We start from the raw sequence: 14,933 nt of genomic DNA, 5'->3' as shown, positions 1-14,933 counted from the left end.
ACCTATTCATCTATCACAGCAATCCCCAATCGTTCTCCCATTCCCCAAATACAAAACCTATTCATCTATCACAGCAATCCCCAATCGTTCTCCCATCCCCCAAATACAAAACCTATTCATCTATCAGCAATCCCCATCCGTTCTCCCATCCCCCAAATACAAAACCGGATCAACCACTTTGCGATTGATCCGGTTTTGTCAATATTTTTAAATACTAATATCCGTACCCGTATTGTTTATTACTCCCACTTTTGAAATCCCCTCGCTTCCACGCCTGTATAAACTGTGCCCATGCCAGTGGGTTCATAATATTCTGTGGCGGTAACTGTCCTGCATAATAGAGGTTCTGTGCCTGCCTGTTAAAGTACATATTCGTCGCCTCGGCCGCATCTGGTGGCACATACCTTGAAATAGCCCTCATCTTCGCCTCTTCCGTATTCTTCCTGGCCAGTTCGTACTGGTCATCCGGCACATCCATACTTACAAACGCCTTCTCAAACTCTTCCCTCGAAGGATAAGGTTTAATGATCGTTACCGGCAGGTAAGTCGTATCATCTACCATGAGCTGCAACAGGGAATATGCATTACCTGGCAGCGTGGTAGGAATTCTAAATTCTTTTCTCTTGTAACCAATTGCAGAAAAGATAAGCGTATCACCTTTAAAAGCCACGATGGAAAACACCCCCTGCGGATTGGAGATGGTACCCCTGTTTTGTCCTTTTATGAGAATACTCACTGCTGGAACGGCTCTTAAACTATCTGCCGTCATTGTAATGCCGGAAATCTGTATGATACTATCTTTGAACTGCGTTAACTGTGCTTTCAGCAGAAAAGGTAGAAACAAAAGCGAAAACAGTATGTAGGAAATCTTCTTATGCATGCCGCCTCTAAGATAAATGATTTGAATTAAACATAAGCCATAGGAATGTTTTTCCTGTACATATAGATGGATGAACGGAACCAATTGACAAAAACTATGACAGCGCTGACAAAGTAACTAGCAATTAGGTTAACTTTACAGCCTCGAATTAAAATTAACAACTATTTATGATCACTACGGAACAGATTTTAAAGGCTTTGAGCAATGTGGAAGAGCCTGATCTGGGGAAGGACCTGGTAACGCTTAACATGGTGAAAGACATTGAGATAGATGGGAATAAAGTGACGTTCACTGTTGTGCTTACTACCCCTGCCTGTCCATTGAAAGATCTGATCAGAAATGCCTGTATCAATGCTGTCCATCACCTGGTAAGCAAAGATGCTGAAGTGCATGTAAATATGACTGCCAACGTAAACTCCAACCGTAAGGATGGAAAGAGCCTGCTGCCTGGTGTGAAAAACATCATCGTAGTAGCTTCCGGCAAGGGAGGCGTAGGTAAGTCTACTGTAGCGGCCAACCTGGCCCTCGCCCTGTCTGAAGGCGGTGCCAAAGTAGGGTTGATGGATGCAGATATTTACGGACCTTCAGTACCTATTATGTTTGGGGTTCGTGGTCACCGTCCTATGATGGTGAATGTGGATGGAAAAGGCATGATCGTTCCTTTGGAGAAGCATGGTATCAAACTGATGTCCATCGGTTTACTGATCGATGAGAAACAGGCAGTAGTATGGCGTGGTCCAATGGCCAGCAGCGCCCTCAAGCAGTTCATTACCGACGTATACTGGGATGAGCTGGATTACCTGGTAATTGACATGCCTCCGGGCACTGGCGATATTCACCTGACCCTGGTACAGACCGTACCCGTTACAGGCGCTGTGATAGTAACCACTCCGCAGGATGTGGCACTGGCTGATGCGAAGAAAGGTATTGCTATGTTCAATGGTCCACAAATCAATGTACCGATCATTGGTCTGGTGGAGAACATGTCTTATTTCACACCTGCTGAGCTGCCTGATAACAAATATTACATATTTGGTAAAGATGGCGGTAAGCGTTTGGCGGAAGACCTGGAAATTCCATTCCTGGGTCAGATCCCGATCGTTCAGAGTATTCGTGAAGGTGGAGATGAAGGAGTACCGGCTATGCTGGGTGGAGAGGATGCGACCAAGCTGGCGTTTATGGGCTTTGCAAGTATGGCGGCAAGAAGCATTGCGATGAGGAATGCGAATGTAGCGCCTACCAGAATTGTAGAAGTATTTGTATAAAGAAATCATAACGGCCTGGCATTAAGGCTGGCCACAGGCGCTGAAAAAAAGAAGGTGTATCATTAATAAATGAAACTCCTGAGAAATGCATACAGTGGAATCTGGCTCCATCAGGTATCCGCAAAAAAAGAGGGTGTATCTAATTTCAGATACACCCTCTTTTTTTGCGGATTATTCGCATGATTATATAATAAAAGGCTTGCCACCTACTATTACTTCTTGTTTTTTCTCATCAAAAGTAGCCTTCAACCCGGTCCTATACGCTGCATTTGCCATAATCAGCGCAATAGAATGTGAATAAGCAGCTTCGATCGGTGCATTTCCCTGCTGTCTCTTTCTTACACTTTCCATCCAGTTACGTACGTGTGCATTCGTTAGTGGATCGCCACCCATATCAGCAGATGTAGCTACGCCACTACCGCTACTGCTCAATGTCATTTCAGGCAGCAGGTTCGCATGCAATCCCATTTCCTTTGCTTCATGTTCAGTCAAACCTCCGGTTGGTGAGATCCTGTTCTTATCGATATCGATAGTACCGCCATTAGAGTAGTACATTTCCTTTACACCACCAGCAGAGTTGGAGAAGCGGGAGCTATATTGTACCTGGAAACCGGAGGTTGGATCATTGTCTGGTCCGTATTCAAAAACAGCCGTGATCGTATCTGCATTTTTACGACCATCTTTCCACATATAAATACCACCATTTGCTACTGCGCTACGTGGATGTTTGAGATTTGTAAACCAATGCACCGTATCGATCTGGTGAGTCATCCACTGACCAAAGATACCGGAAGAATAAGGCCAGAACAGGCGATATTCGAGGTATTTCCTTGGATCCCAGCTATCTTTCGGACGGCCTGCCAGGAAACGGGTCCAGTCAGTATCCTGTTCCCTGATTTCCTTTACTAATTCAGGGCGGCGCCAGCGACCTGGCTGGTTCACATTCCAGGTCATTTCAACCATGGTAATGGGGCCGAATTTACCTTCCTGGATAAAGTGGTTTGCTGCGTGATAACTATCCCCGCTACGACGCTGTGTACCTACCTGGAAAATTTTGCCGGAGTCTTTCACTGCTTTCAGTGCTTTGCGGGCATCGTCCATCGTTTCTGCAAATGGTTTTTCGCAGTACACATCTTTCCGCTGACCTACTGCTTCGATAGTGTGGTAAGCGTGCTGGAAGTCGGCCGTAGCAATGATCACCGCATCCAGATCTTTGATCTTGTATAGCTCATCATTGTTGACACATGCCTGTATATCATGACCTGCTTTTTTGGAGATAAAGGCCTGACCTTCTTCTCTGCGCCGTTTCCAGATGTCTGATACGGCGATAATATCAAAATTCAGTTCCTTGTTGTTATTGAAGAAGCAGGGCAGGAGTGTCTGGCGTGCACGATCGGAAAATCCGACCAATCCTATATTTACCCTGTCATTGGCCCCCATGATGCGGGCATAACTACTGGCTGGCATGCCCATAGCGGTAATAGAAACACCTGCACCGGCCAGCAGGGATTGTTTCAGGAATTCACGACGTGATTTCATTGGAATTTAATTTTTAATGATACAGTTCAAGGATGAGTTGATGTAAATATTTGTGTGCTGGTGCAGCTTGTACATCCATAGGATCCCAGCGGCTTTCGACGGAAATGCCACCCTGGAAACGGATGTTTGCCAATGCTGCAATATAAGGTCTCACTTCATCACCGGCTACACCAGGTGCAGTCCGTTTTTCTCTCTCAGCAATGTGACAATGGACCAGGTTCTTTTTCGCTTTTTCGATGTTCACAGCAGGCTCATTTTCCTTCAGCATGTGGTAAATGTCTGCCGTGAGTTTAAAATTCGGATGGTTCACAGCGATCACGATGGCATTCGCTTCCGCCAGTGTATTAATATAATTCGTTTCGGTACTGTTCAGGTTTTCGATGGCAATGACCACATTGTATTTAGCCGCTGTTTCGGCTATTTTCCTGCAGATGCGCACGAAGTGTGGGCTTTCCTTTTCGGGTGTCCAGCCTTCGGGCAGTTTGCGGGCATTGCCGCTACCGAGTACGATGGTAGATACTCCTGCTTTTTTGGCCCGTTGCATCACTTTATCTACATAAGTCAGGATCTTTTGTTCATCGGCTTTGGGTCCTACGATGGGTATTTCGGCAGGAATAAAACCATTGCAGGTATTGAATTGACAGTGCATTTTTTGCTTGTCTCTGAGAAATACCTGGAAGGTGTCTTCCGGGATGTCGGGAGAAAGGAGTTTGCCTACACTGCCCTCAATATAATCAAATCCGGCGGCGTGTAAAATGGAGTCATTTCTATAAGTGGTAGTAACACCTAATGTGGGCAACCGGGTTTGTGCATTCGATTGCAAACAAGTGAATAAAAAAAGGCATACGAGCCAGATAGGGGAGTTTTTCATATTTCTTTCCATAAAGCGTGGAAGGAAAAGGTAGGAACATTATTTAAAAAATCAAAAATCTTCTTGATAAGCGGTCGGTGGCTCTTCGGTATAGCTTCAGTGTTACTTCGATACCAAAAGGTCACTAAAAGGGCACTTCATTATCCAGGGGATATTGAGGTGCCCTTTTAGTGACGAAGAAGTGACGAACAAGCATCGAAGAAGCATCGAACAAGCATCGAAGAAGTGTCGAACAAGCATCGAACAANNCGAAGAAGCATCGAACAAGCATCGAACAACGATCGAACAACGATCGAAGCCGTACCTAAGAATTAATCCACCTCCCGATATCTTTTCAAAAGGTTTTTTCCATTTTTTAAAAAATTTACCAGAACTTTAACATCATCGATAGGGAAGTATACTGCCATGCAGTCATAATAAAATAGTATAATATCACTCATTACGCCCGCATTGAATAAGTTTTACTTACCTTTGCGCCCCAAATAAGTATTTATATGAACCGACACGAACTGGTGAATCTGATCAAGGAGAGGCAATCTTATCTCTGTGTTGGCTTAGACACAGACATTACAAAGATTCCCCGTCATTTGCTTTCACATGCAGACCCGGTATTTGCTTTTAACAAGGCAATTATCGATGCCACTAAGGATCTTTGCGTGTCTTACAAGATCAATACAGCCTTTTACGAATGTATGGGTATCCGTGGATGGGAAACACTGCAACGCACAGTAGAGTATATCCCGACCACTCATTTTACCATCGCCGATGCTAAACGTGGAGATATAGGAAATACCTCTACACAGTATGCCAAAACATTCTTTGAAACATATAACTTTGATGCCGTTACGGTAGCCCCTTATATGGGTCGCGACAGTGTGCAGCCTTTCCTCTCTTTCAATGAGAAATGGACCATTATGCTGGGCCTGACTTCTAACGAAGGCAGCAAAGATTTTCAGCTCACACAGAGTGGAGATGAGCTGCTGTATGAAAAAGTGCTGAAAGCTGGAATGAGCTGGGGTACGCCGGACAATATGATGTTCGTGATTGGTGCCACCCAGAGCTCCCAACTGGCCTATATTCGTCAGCTGGTACCTGATCATTTCTTCCTGGTGCCGGGAGTAGGTGCGCAGGGCGGAAATCTGCAGGAGATCTCAGCCGTAGCGATGAATAAAGATTGTGGATTACTGGTGAATGCCAGCCGCTCTATCATATATGCCGGAAACGGAGAAGATTTTGCCCAGGATGCAAGAATTGCCGCGCAGGCTTTGCAACTGGAAATGGCGGAATATTTAGACGTTGCGCCAGCCACAAGATAATCCTTGCTAATTATTCAATTAAAACCGATAATAAAAAACACCGCCTCCGTGCGGTGTTTTTTTATTCGCCCCTTTTCTTTAAATTGATTCCTTATCTAACCTGTTCCACATGCTGAAAGACTTGTTTCAATCCCCCGACTACTTCCGGATAGATGACCTTCTCTCCTCCGAACATATCATGGTGCGCGATGCTGTCAGGCAATGGGTAAAGAAAGACGTGTCTCCCATTATAGAAGAAGCCTGTCAAACCGCCACTTTCCCCTCCCAGATCATCCCGGGACTGGGCGAACTCGGTTGTTTTGGTCCCACTATCCCAACGGAATATGGTGGCGGCGGTATGGACTACATTGCCTATGGGCTCATGATGCAGGAACTGGAAAGAGGCGACAGCGGGGTACGCTCTACTGCCTCTGTACAAGGCTCCCTTGTTATGTATCCCATCTTTACTTTCGGCAGTGAGGAACAGAAGAAAAAATACCTCCCCAAACTTGCCTCTGGTGAATGGATGGGGTGCTTTGGTCTTACAGAACCAGACTTTGGCTCTAATCCCTCCGGCATGGTCACCCACTTCAAAGAAGACGGCGATCATGTGATCCTGAATGGTGCAAAAATGTGGATATCCAACGCTCCCTTTGCACAGATTGCTGTAGTATGGGCAAAAGATGAAGCAGGTATAATAAGAGGTATCATTGTAGAAAGAGGTATGCCCGGATTCACCACCCCTGAAACCAAAGGGAAATGGAGCCTGCGTGCCAGTGCTACAGGTGAACTTGTTTTTGATAATGTCAGGGTCCCTAAAGAAAATATACTCCCATTGGCCCAAGGGCTAAAAGGCCCGTTAAGCTGTCTGTCTTCGGCCCGTTACGGTATAGCCTGGGGTGTAATCGGTGCTGCCATGGATTGCTACGACACCGCCCTGCGATATGCCAAAGAAAGGGAGCAATTCGGCCGTCCTATCGGTGGCTTTCAGCTTACGCAGAAAAAGCTGGCCGAAATGATCACTGAAATTACCAAAGCCCAGCTTATGAACTGGCGCTTAGGGGTACTAAAAAATGAAGGCAAAGCCACCCCGGCTCAAATTTCTATGGCTAAGCGCAACTCCTGCGCCATCGCTACTCAGATAGCCCGCGATGCAAGGCAGATACTGGGTGGTATGGGCATCACAGGCGAGTTCCCTGTCATGCGTCACATGATGAACCTCGAAAGCGTGATCACTTACGAAGGCACCCACGAAATTCACTTACTCATTACAGGTATGGACATCACCGGACTGGATGCTTTTCATTGATATGCGGCTATTATTATTGTTATTATTACTTCCTTTGACGGCGCATTCCCAAACAGTATTGGAAGGAAAAGCACAGGGTACTTACTATGTCATTAAATACATCTCAGCAGATACGACATCACTGCAGGGGGAGATCGATGCTATTTTCGCGGATATTGACCAATCCCTGTCTTTGTACAAACCTCATTCCCTGATCAATCAATTCAATGAAAAGGGGCGTGTGCAAATGGATACCCACATGCAGGCCGTCATCAAAAAAGCACTTTTGATCAGTAAGATCACCAAAGGTGCATTTGACATCACGGTCAAACCATTGGTCGATGTATGGGGATTTGGTGTGCATGCTCCGGCAGAAAGAAAAATTCCATCTCCCGATACTTTAAGATCTATCTTATCTCACGTAGGATATCAATATCTGAAAATAACAGGTTCCGAACTTTCCCGCACCAAAGCTGGTATAACACTCGATTGCAATGGTATTGCCCAGGGTTACACTACCGATGTAATAGGCCGTTTCCTTGATAGCAAAGGCATTCATAACTACCTCGTAGATGTAGGCGGAGAACTGTGTGCAAAAGGGAAAAACAGTCATCAGCAATATTGGACGGTCGGTATAGAAGGTGAAAACCAGCGGGTCATTCCGTTACAAAACCGGGCAGTCACCACAAGCGGTAATTACCGTCGTTTTTTTGACTCAGGGGGTAAACGGTTTGCTCACACCATCGATCCCCGAAATGGACAGGCCATTCACAATAATATTATCAGTGTCACAGTGCTGGCAACAGATGCCATCACTGCCGATGGTTTTGACAATGCTCTTATTTTAATGGGTGTAGAAAAAGCGTTCGCTTTTATACGGCTACATCCGGAATTGCAGCTGGAAGCGGGTTTTATTTATAAAGATGCTGAAGGTAATATACAGGAAAGCTTCTCTGCGGGGTTCCCTAAATAATTTAGGGCTGCTAAAAATAGCAGCCCTCTCATACTTTGGTTTTTTATAGAATATGCGAAAATCCATTTTTCCCTATCACCCACACATATACCTCTCTTCCTTCTTATTACAATCGTAATAAGAATAAGTTCATTTTTCGTCTGAATGGGTGATTTTTCAAATAAAGAACGCCGGCAAGAAGAACTCACAAAATTAGTCAGCAGGCAAACGTATTTTTACTTACGAAATAATAATATAGGACGGTTTCACTAATTCAATAATAATCAGTCACCAAGGTCCAAAAAAATTCCCAGTTCAGAAAATAATATAATGAAATAATTCCTTTTTACACAATCAGAATTTCTACGAAAGTTAAATTGTCTATATCCCTCTAAATTGTCTATATCCCTCTATTAATGTCTACACCTTTAAATTGTCTGTATCCCTCTATTAATATCTACACCTTTAAATTGTCTATATCCCTCTATTAATGTCTACAATTGTTACAACATGAAATATGCCAAACAGGCTTATCACTTTACATATAACGTATTTGAAAGCAGAATCTTATTTATGGTTAGCAGGGGGGAGCATGTATTCTTAAGATTAAGTAATTGATTTTCTTATGGTTATCATGAATTGATAGGGTAGGAATTGCTAAATATTTGCGGTTCTAAAGAAAAAAATTGTGAGTAGATGAGTGAGAATAGGAATGTAGCACGGAGGCAACAATTTTTAATATTAGCTGTGGAATAATTACCATTTGAATAGAAAAAAGCGCTTTTACCGGGGTGGTAAAAGCGCTTTTTTGTTAATCCAGCATCGCATCGGCGGCATCTTCCAGGAGTTTCAGATCTACTGAATCCGTTCCTGCAATACCTTCGATAGAGCCTTTGATATGTGCAGCGTTGAGTAATACCTTTTCCAGTTGCTTTTCTCTTGCCTTCCAGATCTTTTCCATGGCATCCTTTTCCTTCTGGATAGAGATCTTCATGGCCATAAATCCTTCGCGGATCGCTTTCCATTGTTCGGCAAATTCGCCACTGGTCAGGTAGCCATATAGCATGTGTACCTTATCGCCCCTGTTTTCCTGTGTTTTGAGTGCACCGGCTACTTTGATAATACCTTCTCTGAGTACATGTGCCAGTGCCCTAACTTCGTTAAAGGTGCAGATCCATACGCCTTCTTTTTCGCCAAACCGTTCCATGTCTTTCGGCATGGCCTGGGTCACGAGGATAGCGATGTCTGCTCCCTGGCTGCGCATATCTGCTTTCAGCTTTTCCAGCCAGTCTCTTGCAAAGTCTTTGGTGCGTTTGCTTTCGTAAATAATCTTTCCACATTCCTGTCCGAACTGGTTTCGGATCATTTGAATACAGTCGGCGCCTCTTACGCCTTTGCCCACTTCAGCGATTTCGTCGAAGGGGAAGGCGCCTTTCAACAGTTCTTCCAGCACCAGTTCCTGTATTTCACCTTGTAACTGTGTAGAACCCTGTTCTGCTTTACGCCGCATTTCTTCGGCCAGCTTGCGCTGGTCTTCCAGTTGTTTGGCCATTTCAGCCAGTTTTAACTGGTACTCGTGGTCTTTCAGCTGGTTGCGGTCAGCTTCTTCCCTGCGGATCTTTTCAGTGAGCAGGTTACGCTCTTCCAGCAGTTTTTTCTGGATAGAGATTTCGATTTCCTGCTCCTTGGCCATCAGGTCCTGTTCCTTACGCAGGAATTCCAGTTCCTGGCGTCTGGCCTCCTTCAGTTTTTCTTCCTGTTCGGTATTGGCCTGTTGCAGGAGCTGTAACTGGTTTTCGTAAGTTTCGGATATGCTCTTACGGATATTCTCAGACAGGGTCGCTTGTAGTTTACTCTTTTCAGTTTCGAGTAACTTAGTGAGCTCCTCCTGTTGTGATTGCTTTTGTTGCTCTACCTGCTGGCGGATTTGAGCCAGTTGATTTTTCTCATTTTGTAATGCATCCACACGTTTGCGCCATTCAGTTTCCATTTTACCGCGCATCTCTTTTTCAATATCTGCTGCAAATGCATCCTCCATGACAAACTGGTGCCTGCAGTTAGGACAGGTGATTTGTGTTCCCATGACTTCGAAGTTACGATAAAAGTACATGGAGCGCTACGCACTGGATTTGCGTATTACTTTTTTTCCTGCATTTCTTTTAACATACGCAAAGCCATGAAACCTAATAGGGCGATAATACCGACGATGGCAATCCAGATCCACACCTGACTGGTAAAAAGGGTGAACCCTTTTGCTGGTGAAGGTTTTGGATTGTTGATATATTTCATCTGCTCATTAGGTATACTGATCAGAGGTAACTCCTTATTCAAACTATCTGCAAAATAGGTGAGATCGTATTCGGGAGCAGTTAGATTAGCGTTGCCTGTTAATATCAGATAAGATTTTCCCTGTTCCAGGTAAGCCGCCATGTATCGTGGTAGTTGCCAGGCATTTACATCCTCAATTTTTAAAGGAGGATTATCCTGGTTGTCAATGCGTATTTCAAGGGTATCTGTTTTGACCTCGTGCGCTAATACCACTTCATTCGATTGGCCGGAAGTAAGTGTGAAAGATTCCCCATCTACCCATGCCTGCCGCTTGTATAGGGTAGGCGCTGTGATGTTGAAAGAGAGGTTGTCGATCACATACTTTTTGGGAAATGCAAGTTTGATGATAGTCGTTTTGTTTGCATGGCGGATATTTATCCCGGAAGAAGGAACCGGTAAAGGGCTTGTAGACTTTTGCTCATTATAATACTGTCCTGCACCTGTAATATTCAGTGGTGCACTGCTGGAATCATTGATGAGCAGACGGATATATTTATAATCCGTGTTTGGCAGATTGATCTGAGGTTTGGTCGGATCAAAGAAAAAATCCGGTACCAGTCCATACCATTGTTTTAGATCATTGCTGCCGGTGACATTCATAGATTTTGAAACCCATGAGTTTTTGACCATGAGTGTTACATAATTGATTGGCTGGCTGGTTGCATTACTGAAAATGAAGGAAGAGGTACCATTAGTTACCTGTTTATTTTCTATGACAGCAAATGATTTGATACTGGCAATGTCATAGTGCATGGCCTCTTTCTTCAGCAGGTAGGGTACTTCTGTTTTTTTATCCTGATAGATACGAAAGTCTGTATAACCCGGTGCCTGGCTTCCGCTGATGAGGCCAGGTCCGAGCAGGATATTATAAAATCCATTTCGCGGCACATTGGTAATGACAGCCTGCCACGAAAACTCCTTCGCAGCTATCTCCTGTGCAGTCAGTGAAGCACTGCAAAGGAGGAATATGATCAATAAAAAATTAAGTTTTTTGTTCTTGTTTGTCATCCAGAATGATTTTTTTCAATCGTTGATACATGAAGGAAATAATCAGTAATAATACGCCCAGTGATATAAATGCGGCGATCTTACCACCTTCTGAGAGGGTACTGATATCTACCAGGAATAATTTACAAATGGTGATACCAAAGAGTGCGATCGCGATAATGCGCACATTTTTGTCCGCCCATTTTAAACCAAGGAACATCAGTACAAAGGCATAGATGCCCCATAAAATACTGTAACCGGTTTTCTGATTACTATGCACAATGCTGTCAATATCCGCCCGGGGATGCATAGCGATCAGCACAACCACGTGATCCAGCAATGCACTGAGGATGTATAGCACAACCAATGTATTCAGGATCTGTAGCAGGAATACCTGGTTGTCTTTGAACAAAGGTTTGATAAATTTCCAGACCATGAATAGCATCACTATCACTACAGGAGGAATGATGAAATACGTGCCGAAATAACTACCCGTTCCGGCGCCTGTCAGCCATGCATTCCGGAACATCACAGCTGTGTCATTATCAATCACAAACACGATCAGTGATATCAGGGTGAATAGGAGGATCAGATACCTGAACATCGCATGTCCTTTGCTGGTAATGTACAGCAATACGGCCAGTGCAATGTAGTTGACCAGATGTGCCATCATACCGGCTATAGGTGGTATGCGTAAGTGGAACTGGAAGAACACTTCCGTTTGTATGGTCGCATAGATGAGCACAACAAAAGCGATGTTCAACAGCAGCTGCATGTGCGGCAATGGCAGTATTGGGAAGAAGCTTTCATCTTTTTCCTTTGCCAGCAATTTCCTGTAGATAAATAATGCGGCTACAACAGCTGCATTAGTAATAAAGCCCCTGTTGAGCACAGGTGTCATTAGCACCATGTGATAACCATATAGATTGAACCAGTCCATGATCAGGCTACCAGCGGTGAGTACCATTACAATGAGCGATGCAATCTTCATCAGTTTGAGTGCAGATCGCTGGTAGAGGTACAACAGCAATACACTTTCTGCCGCCCAGAACAAGGTGATGTAATGTCCTTTCAATTGAATAGGCGCAGCAAGACTCAGGAAAGAAAGTACTAATCCTATGAGGAAGTAGATCAACAGCCGGTCTGCGTATTTATTTCTATGCAATACATATGCAAAGACAAAATTGAATACAGCGATCATCGCCGTGAATAATCCCTGGAACATGCCACCGTGAATATGTGCGAGGATCACCATACCTGCGGCATAATACAGGAATGTATTACTCAGCAGCAGGATGATTTCAGGTTCCCTGAATGGTCTGTGCAAACGAATATTGTTCACCACATTCATGAGGAAGAACACGATATAGAACAAGGTTGCGAATACCAGTGCCGTGATATAAGGTACAGGTTTGGCCGGCGTTTCAGTACCGATGCTATAAGAGAGCCAGGTGCCAAATAACAACACCGTCGCGATGTACGAAATGACATTGACAAGGTGCCACTTTTTAAAGTAAGCCAGCACCAGCATACCTGTATTCAGAATGAGGATATAAGTAAATAATACACCTGCATTACCATTGCCTGTACTTACGAGGAAAGGCGCGGTGAAGCCGCCTAAGATTGCTAATACGGCCAGTTCCACACGATTGTAACTGATAGATAGAAAAACGGCGAATGCAGTGATCAATATCATCATGATGAAAGCCAGCGTCTGACTAATGAGATGATATTGCTGGAACGCAATTGTGATAGAGAAATACAATACAGCGATCCCTCCGCCTACCAGTACAGAACTGAATGCAGCAAAGGTTTTGCGCATACGGTGTGCGATACCCAGCAGGATGCCGCCACATAGAATGCCGATGAAAGTACGGCCGGTTTCGTTGATCCAGTTTTGGTCGATCGCGTATTTCAGGAAGAAACCAATACCGATCACTAACACACCAATACCAATTTTGTTAAAGAGGTTTTCACCGATGAATTTCTCCAGATCAGGGTATTTTTCCCAGAAGGTAGGAGTAGGCTCCGGTGGTGTTTCTACTACGCTCATCGGTGGGTATGGAATATACGTTTCTTTAACGGGAACAGGTGCCGGTTCTCTGGCAGGCGGCGGTGTTGGTGGTTCCGGTTTAGGTGGCGGCGGCGGTGTATAAGCCGGTGGCGGTGTATAAACCGGCGGCGGCGAGTAGGCAGGTGGTGGTGTAATGTCCCTTTCTCCCTGTGGCAGTGTGAGGTTATCCAGCCTGCGATGCAGGGAACTCAGCTGATCGAGTAAGTCACTCTTCAATTTGATGATAATGATCAGGATAATAATCAGGAGTAAACAAATGATAGTTTCGAACATACAGTAATAAATATGTATAGGAAATATATTGCGTTCAAATATAATCTATTCTCCTGCAATTATATTGGAGTTAATTTTTTGCGTAGCTATTTGAATTCAAGAATTAAAATGCCTACATTAAGAGATGCAAAAGATAATAGTTTGGAAAAACAGTACGATCAATACGACTGAATTTGTCAGTATTGAAAAGGAAGAAATGACTACCGTCAAGGGATATATCACCGGCGAGGGCTTCGGAAAGCCATGGTTGGTGAGATATACGCTCACACTCAATCCACGTTGGGAAGCACAGACAGTATTCATCGAAGTAATGTCTGAGCAGAACTATACCATTGAGTTGTATAAGAATGATTTACAACAGTGGTTGAATGAAAAAGGAGAGCACCTGGAAGCCTTTGATGGTTGTGTAGATGTAGATATCTCTTTCACGCCTTTTACCAATTCATTGCCTATCAACAGGCTGCAGCTCACAAAAGGAGAGGGGCAGAACATCAGCGTTGTATGGGTAGATATTAAAAATGGAGATGTGAAAAGGGTGAAACAGCGCTATCTGAACAAGGGGAGTAGGATTTACAAGTATGAGAATGAGCACTCCGGGTATATTTCGGAGTTGATTGTAGACGATGAAGGGTATGTAATTGATTACCCTGGCGTATGGCAAAAGATATATTAGGATAATGCCTATGCGATGATTTAGTCTGTCAAACTGAGTTTTTTACCTTCCACAACTGAAATAATTATGAAAAACTGAACAGTAAAGATATCTTTTCACAATTAGACATATTGTGCATACAATATGGATTGTACTAAACTGGCAGGATCATTCCCTGCCAGTTTTTTTATTTGTACCTTTGCAGTATGAAAATGAATAATACGGATACTGTGCGGATGGCGGAGATCAAATTATACTTTCTTGATCCGCCATATACATTCAAGATTCATAGCTATGCGGCTCCTCAGTTGGAGGAGGTATTTACCATCCTCGGTAAGTACGGCAACTGTTCCGCAAGCATAATGGACAGTCTGCTGGTGCTGAAGACCTCCTTTGCGGAGTCGGAAGGGAATGCAGATAAGACAAGGAGGGTAATGAAGGACATTGCCGGGGTGATGAATGGCCTTAACAGGATGAAGTAGTCACCATTTTGTGTGAATTTGAATTATACCCACCATTGATATCGAAG

General features: G+C 44.1%; 12 protein-coding genes. 6 read left to right on the top strand and 6 right to left on the bottom strand.

From position 1 onward, the window contains the following. Window positions 1-214: 214 nt before the first annotated feature. Window positions 215-880, bottom strand: coding sequence for a carboxypeptidase-like regulatory domain-containing protein (locus BW716_RS05185; protein WP_083721465.1), 666 nt, complete (start codon window positions 878-880; stop codon window positions 215-217). A 167-nt stretch (window positions 881-1,047) separates the two neighbouring features. Here BW716_RS05185 and BW716_RS05180 point away from each other — a divergent pair, with 167 nt between their 5' ends. Next, the gene (locus BW716_RS05180; RefSeq protein ID WP_083721464.1) at window positions 1,048-2,145 is read left to right on the top strand and encodes an Mrp/NBP35 family ATP-binding protein; all 1,098 of its coding nucleotides are present in this window, start codon (window positions 1,048-1,050) and stop codon (window positions 2,143-2,145) included. Window positions 2,146-2,328: 183 nt separating this feature from the next. Here the strand turns inward: BW716_RS05180 and BW716_RS05175 are convergent, their stop codons facing one another. Together BW716_RS05175 and BW716_RS05170 are read right to left on the bottom strand one after the other, a co-directional pair. Next, a complete protein-coding gene (locus tag BW716_RS05175) occupies window positions 2,329-3,684 on the bottom strand; it encodes a Gfo/Idh/MocA family protein (protein ID WP_083721463.1) in 1,356 nt (451 codons plus the stop codon). Between the two features lie 13 nt (window positions 3,685-3,697). Beyond that, a complete protein-coding gene (locus BW716_RS05170) occupies window positions 3,698-4,507 on the bottom strand; it encodes a sugar phosphate isomerase/epimerase (protein ID WP_179091000.1) in 810 nt (269 codons plus the stop codon). Between the two features lie 542 nt (window positions 4,508-5,049). Here BW716_RS05170 and pyrF point away from each other — a divergent pair. From pyrF to BW716_RS05155, 3 genes are all read left to right on the top strand, one after another. Continuing rightward, complete coding sequence (gene pyrF / locus BW716_RS05165) at window positions 5,050-5,871, top strand: orotidine-5'-phosphate decarboxylase (protein WP_083721461.1); 822 nt, start codon at window positions 5,050-5,052, stop codon at window positions 5,869-5,871. A gap of 109 nt (window positions 5,872-5,980) precedes the next feature. Continuing rightward, a complete protein-coding gene (locus tag BW716_RS05160) occupies window positions 5,981-7,159 on the top strand; it encodes an acyl-CoA dehydrogenase family protein (RefSeq protein WP_083721460.1) in 1,179 nt (392 codons plus the stop codon). Beyond that, window positions 7,146-8,111 carry an FAD:protein FMN transferase gene (locus BW716_RS05155; RefSeq protein ID WP_083721459.1) on the top strand — a complete coding sequence of 322 codons (966 nt, stop codon included), beginning with the start codon at window positions 7,146-7,148 and terminating at the stop codon, window positions 8,109-8,111. The genes BW716_RS05160 and BW716_RS05155 overlap by 14 nt, the downstream gene beginning before the upstream one ends. Before the next feature lie 790 nt (window positions 8,112-8,901). Here BW716_RS05155 and BW716_RS05150 read toward each other — a convergent pair. From BW716_RS05150 to BW716_RS05140, 3 genes are read right to left on the bottom strand one after another with little or no spacing between them, the layout of a single operon-like run. After that, window positions 8,902-10,173, bottom strand: a complete 1,272-nt coding sequence (locus BW716_RS05150; RefSeq protein WP_083721458.1) for a DUF2130 domain-containing protein — start codon at window positions 10,171-10,173, stop codon at window positions 8,902-8,904. Window positions 10,174-10,226: 53 nt separating this feature from the next. Further along, on the bottom strand, window positions 10,227-11,426 hold the full coding sequence (locus BW716_RS05145) for a hypothetical protein (RefSeq protein WP_083721457.1): 1,200 nt from the start codon (window positions 11,424-11,426) through the stop codon (window positions 10,227-10,229). Continuing rightward, window positions 11,401-13,752, bottom strand: coding sequence for a DUF2339 domain-containing protein (locus BW716_RS05140; RefSeq protein WP_083721456.1), 2,352 nt, complete (start codon window positions 13,750-13,752; stop codon window positions 11,401-11,403). Before BW716_RS05140 ends, BW716_RS05145 begins: the two co-directional genes overlap by 26 nt. A 124-nt stretch (window positions 13,753-13,876) precedes the next feature. On the opposite strand from BW716_RS05140, the gene BW716_RS05135 reads away from it, so the two are divergent. After that, entirely contained in the window at window positions 13,877-14,425 is a 549-nt protein-coding gene (locus BW716_RS05135; protein ID WP_083721455.1) for a putative glycolipid-binding domain-containing protein, read from the top strand. Between the two features lie 185 nt (window positions 14,426-14,610). Beyond that, window positions 14,611-14,886, top strand: a complete 276-nt coding sequence (locus BW716_RS05130; RefSeq protein WP_083721454.1) for a hypothetical protein — start codon at window positions 14,611-14,613, stop codon at window positions 14,884-14,886. Window positions 14,887-14,933 lie beyond the last annotated feature (47 nt).

Source organism: [Flexibacter] sp. ATCC 35208 (assembly GCF_001975825.1).
Classification (GTDB): Bacteria; Bacteroidota; Bacteroidia; order Chitinophagales; family Chitinophagaceae; genus Chitinophaga.
Note: the sequence above shows the minus strand (reverse complement) of the source record. Positions and strands in the feature narration are given on the sequence as shown.

Coding starts and splice junctions, on each gene's coding strand:
- BW716_RS05135 (WP_083721455.1), top strand. CDS start 13,877: ATGCAAAAGATAATAGTTTGGAAAAACAGTACGATCAATACGACTGAA.
- pyrF (WP_083721461.1), top strand. CDS start 5,050: ATGAACCGACACGAACTGGTGAATCTGATCAAGGAGAGGCAATCTTAT.
- BW716_RS05155 (WP_083721459.1), top strand. CDS start 7,146: ATGCTTTTCATTGATATGCGGCTATTATTATTGTTATTATTACTTCCT.
- BW716_RS05140 (WP_083721456.1), bottom strand. CDS start 13,752: ATGTTCGAAACTATCATTTGTTTACTCCTGATTATTATCCTGATCATT.
- BW716_RS05180 (WP_083721464.1), top strand. CDS start 1,048: ATGATCACTACGGAACAGATTTTAAAGGCTTTGAGCAATGTGGAAGAG.
- BW716_RS05130 (WP_083721454.1), top strand. CDS start 14,611: ATGAAAATGAATAATACGGATACTGTGCGGATGGCGGAGATCAAATTA.
- BW716_RS05150 (WP_083721458.1), bottom strand. CDS start 10,173: ATGGGAACACAAATCACCTGTCCTAACTGCAGGCACCAGTTTGTCATG.
- BW716_RS05160 (WP_083721460.1), top strand. CDS start 5,981: ATGCTGAAAGACTTGTTTCAATCCCCCGACTACTTCCGGATAGATGAC.
- BW716_RS05175 (WP_083721463.1), bottom strand. CDS start 3,684: ATGAAATCACGTCGTGAATTCCTGAAACAATCCCTGCTGGCCGGTGCA.
- BW716_RS05145 (WP_083721457.1), bottom strand. CDS start 11,426: ATGACAAACAAGAACAAAAAACTTAATTTTTTATTGATCATATTCCTC.
- BW716_RS05185 (WP_083721465.1), bottom strand. CDS start 880: ATGCATAAGAAGATTTCCTACATACTGTTTTCGCTTTTGTTTCTACCT.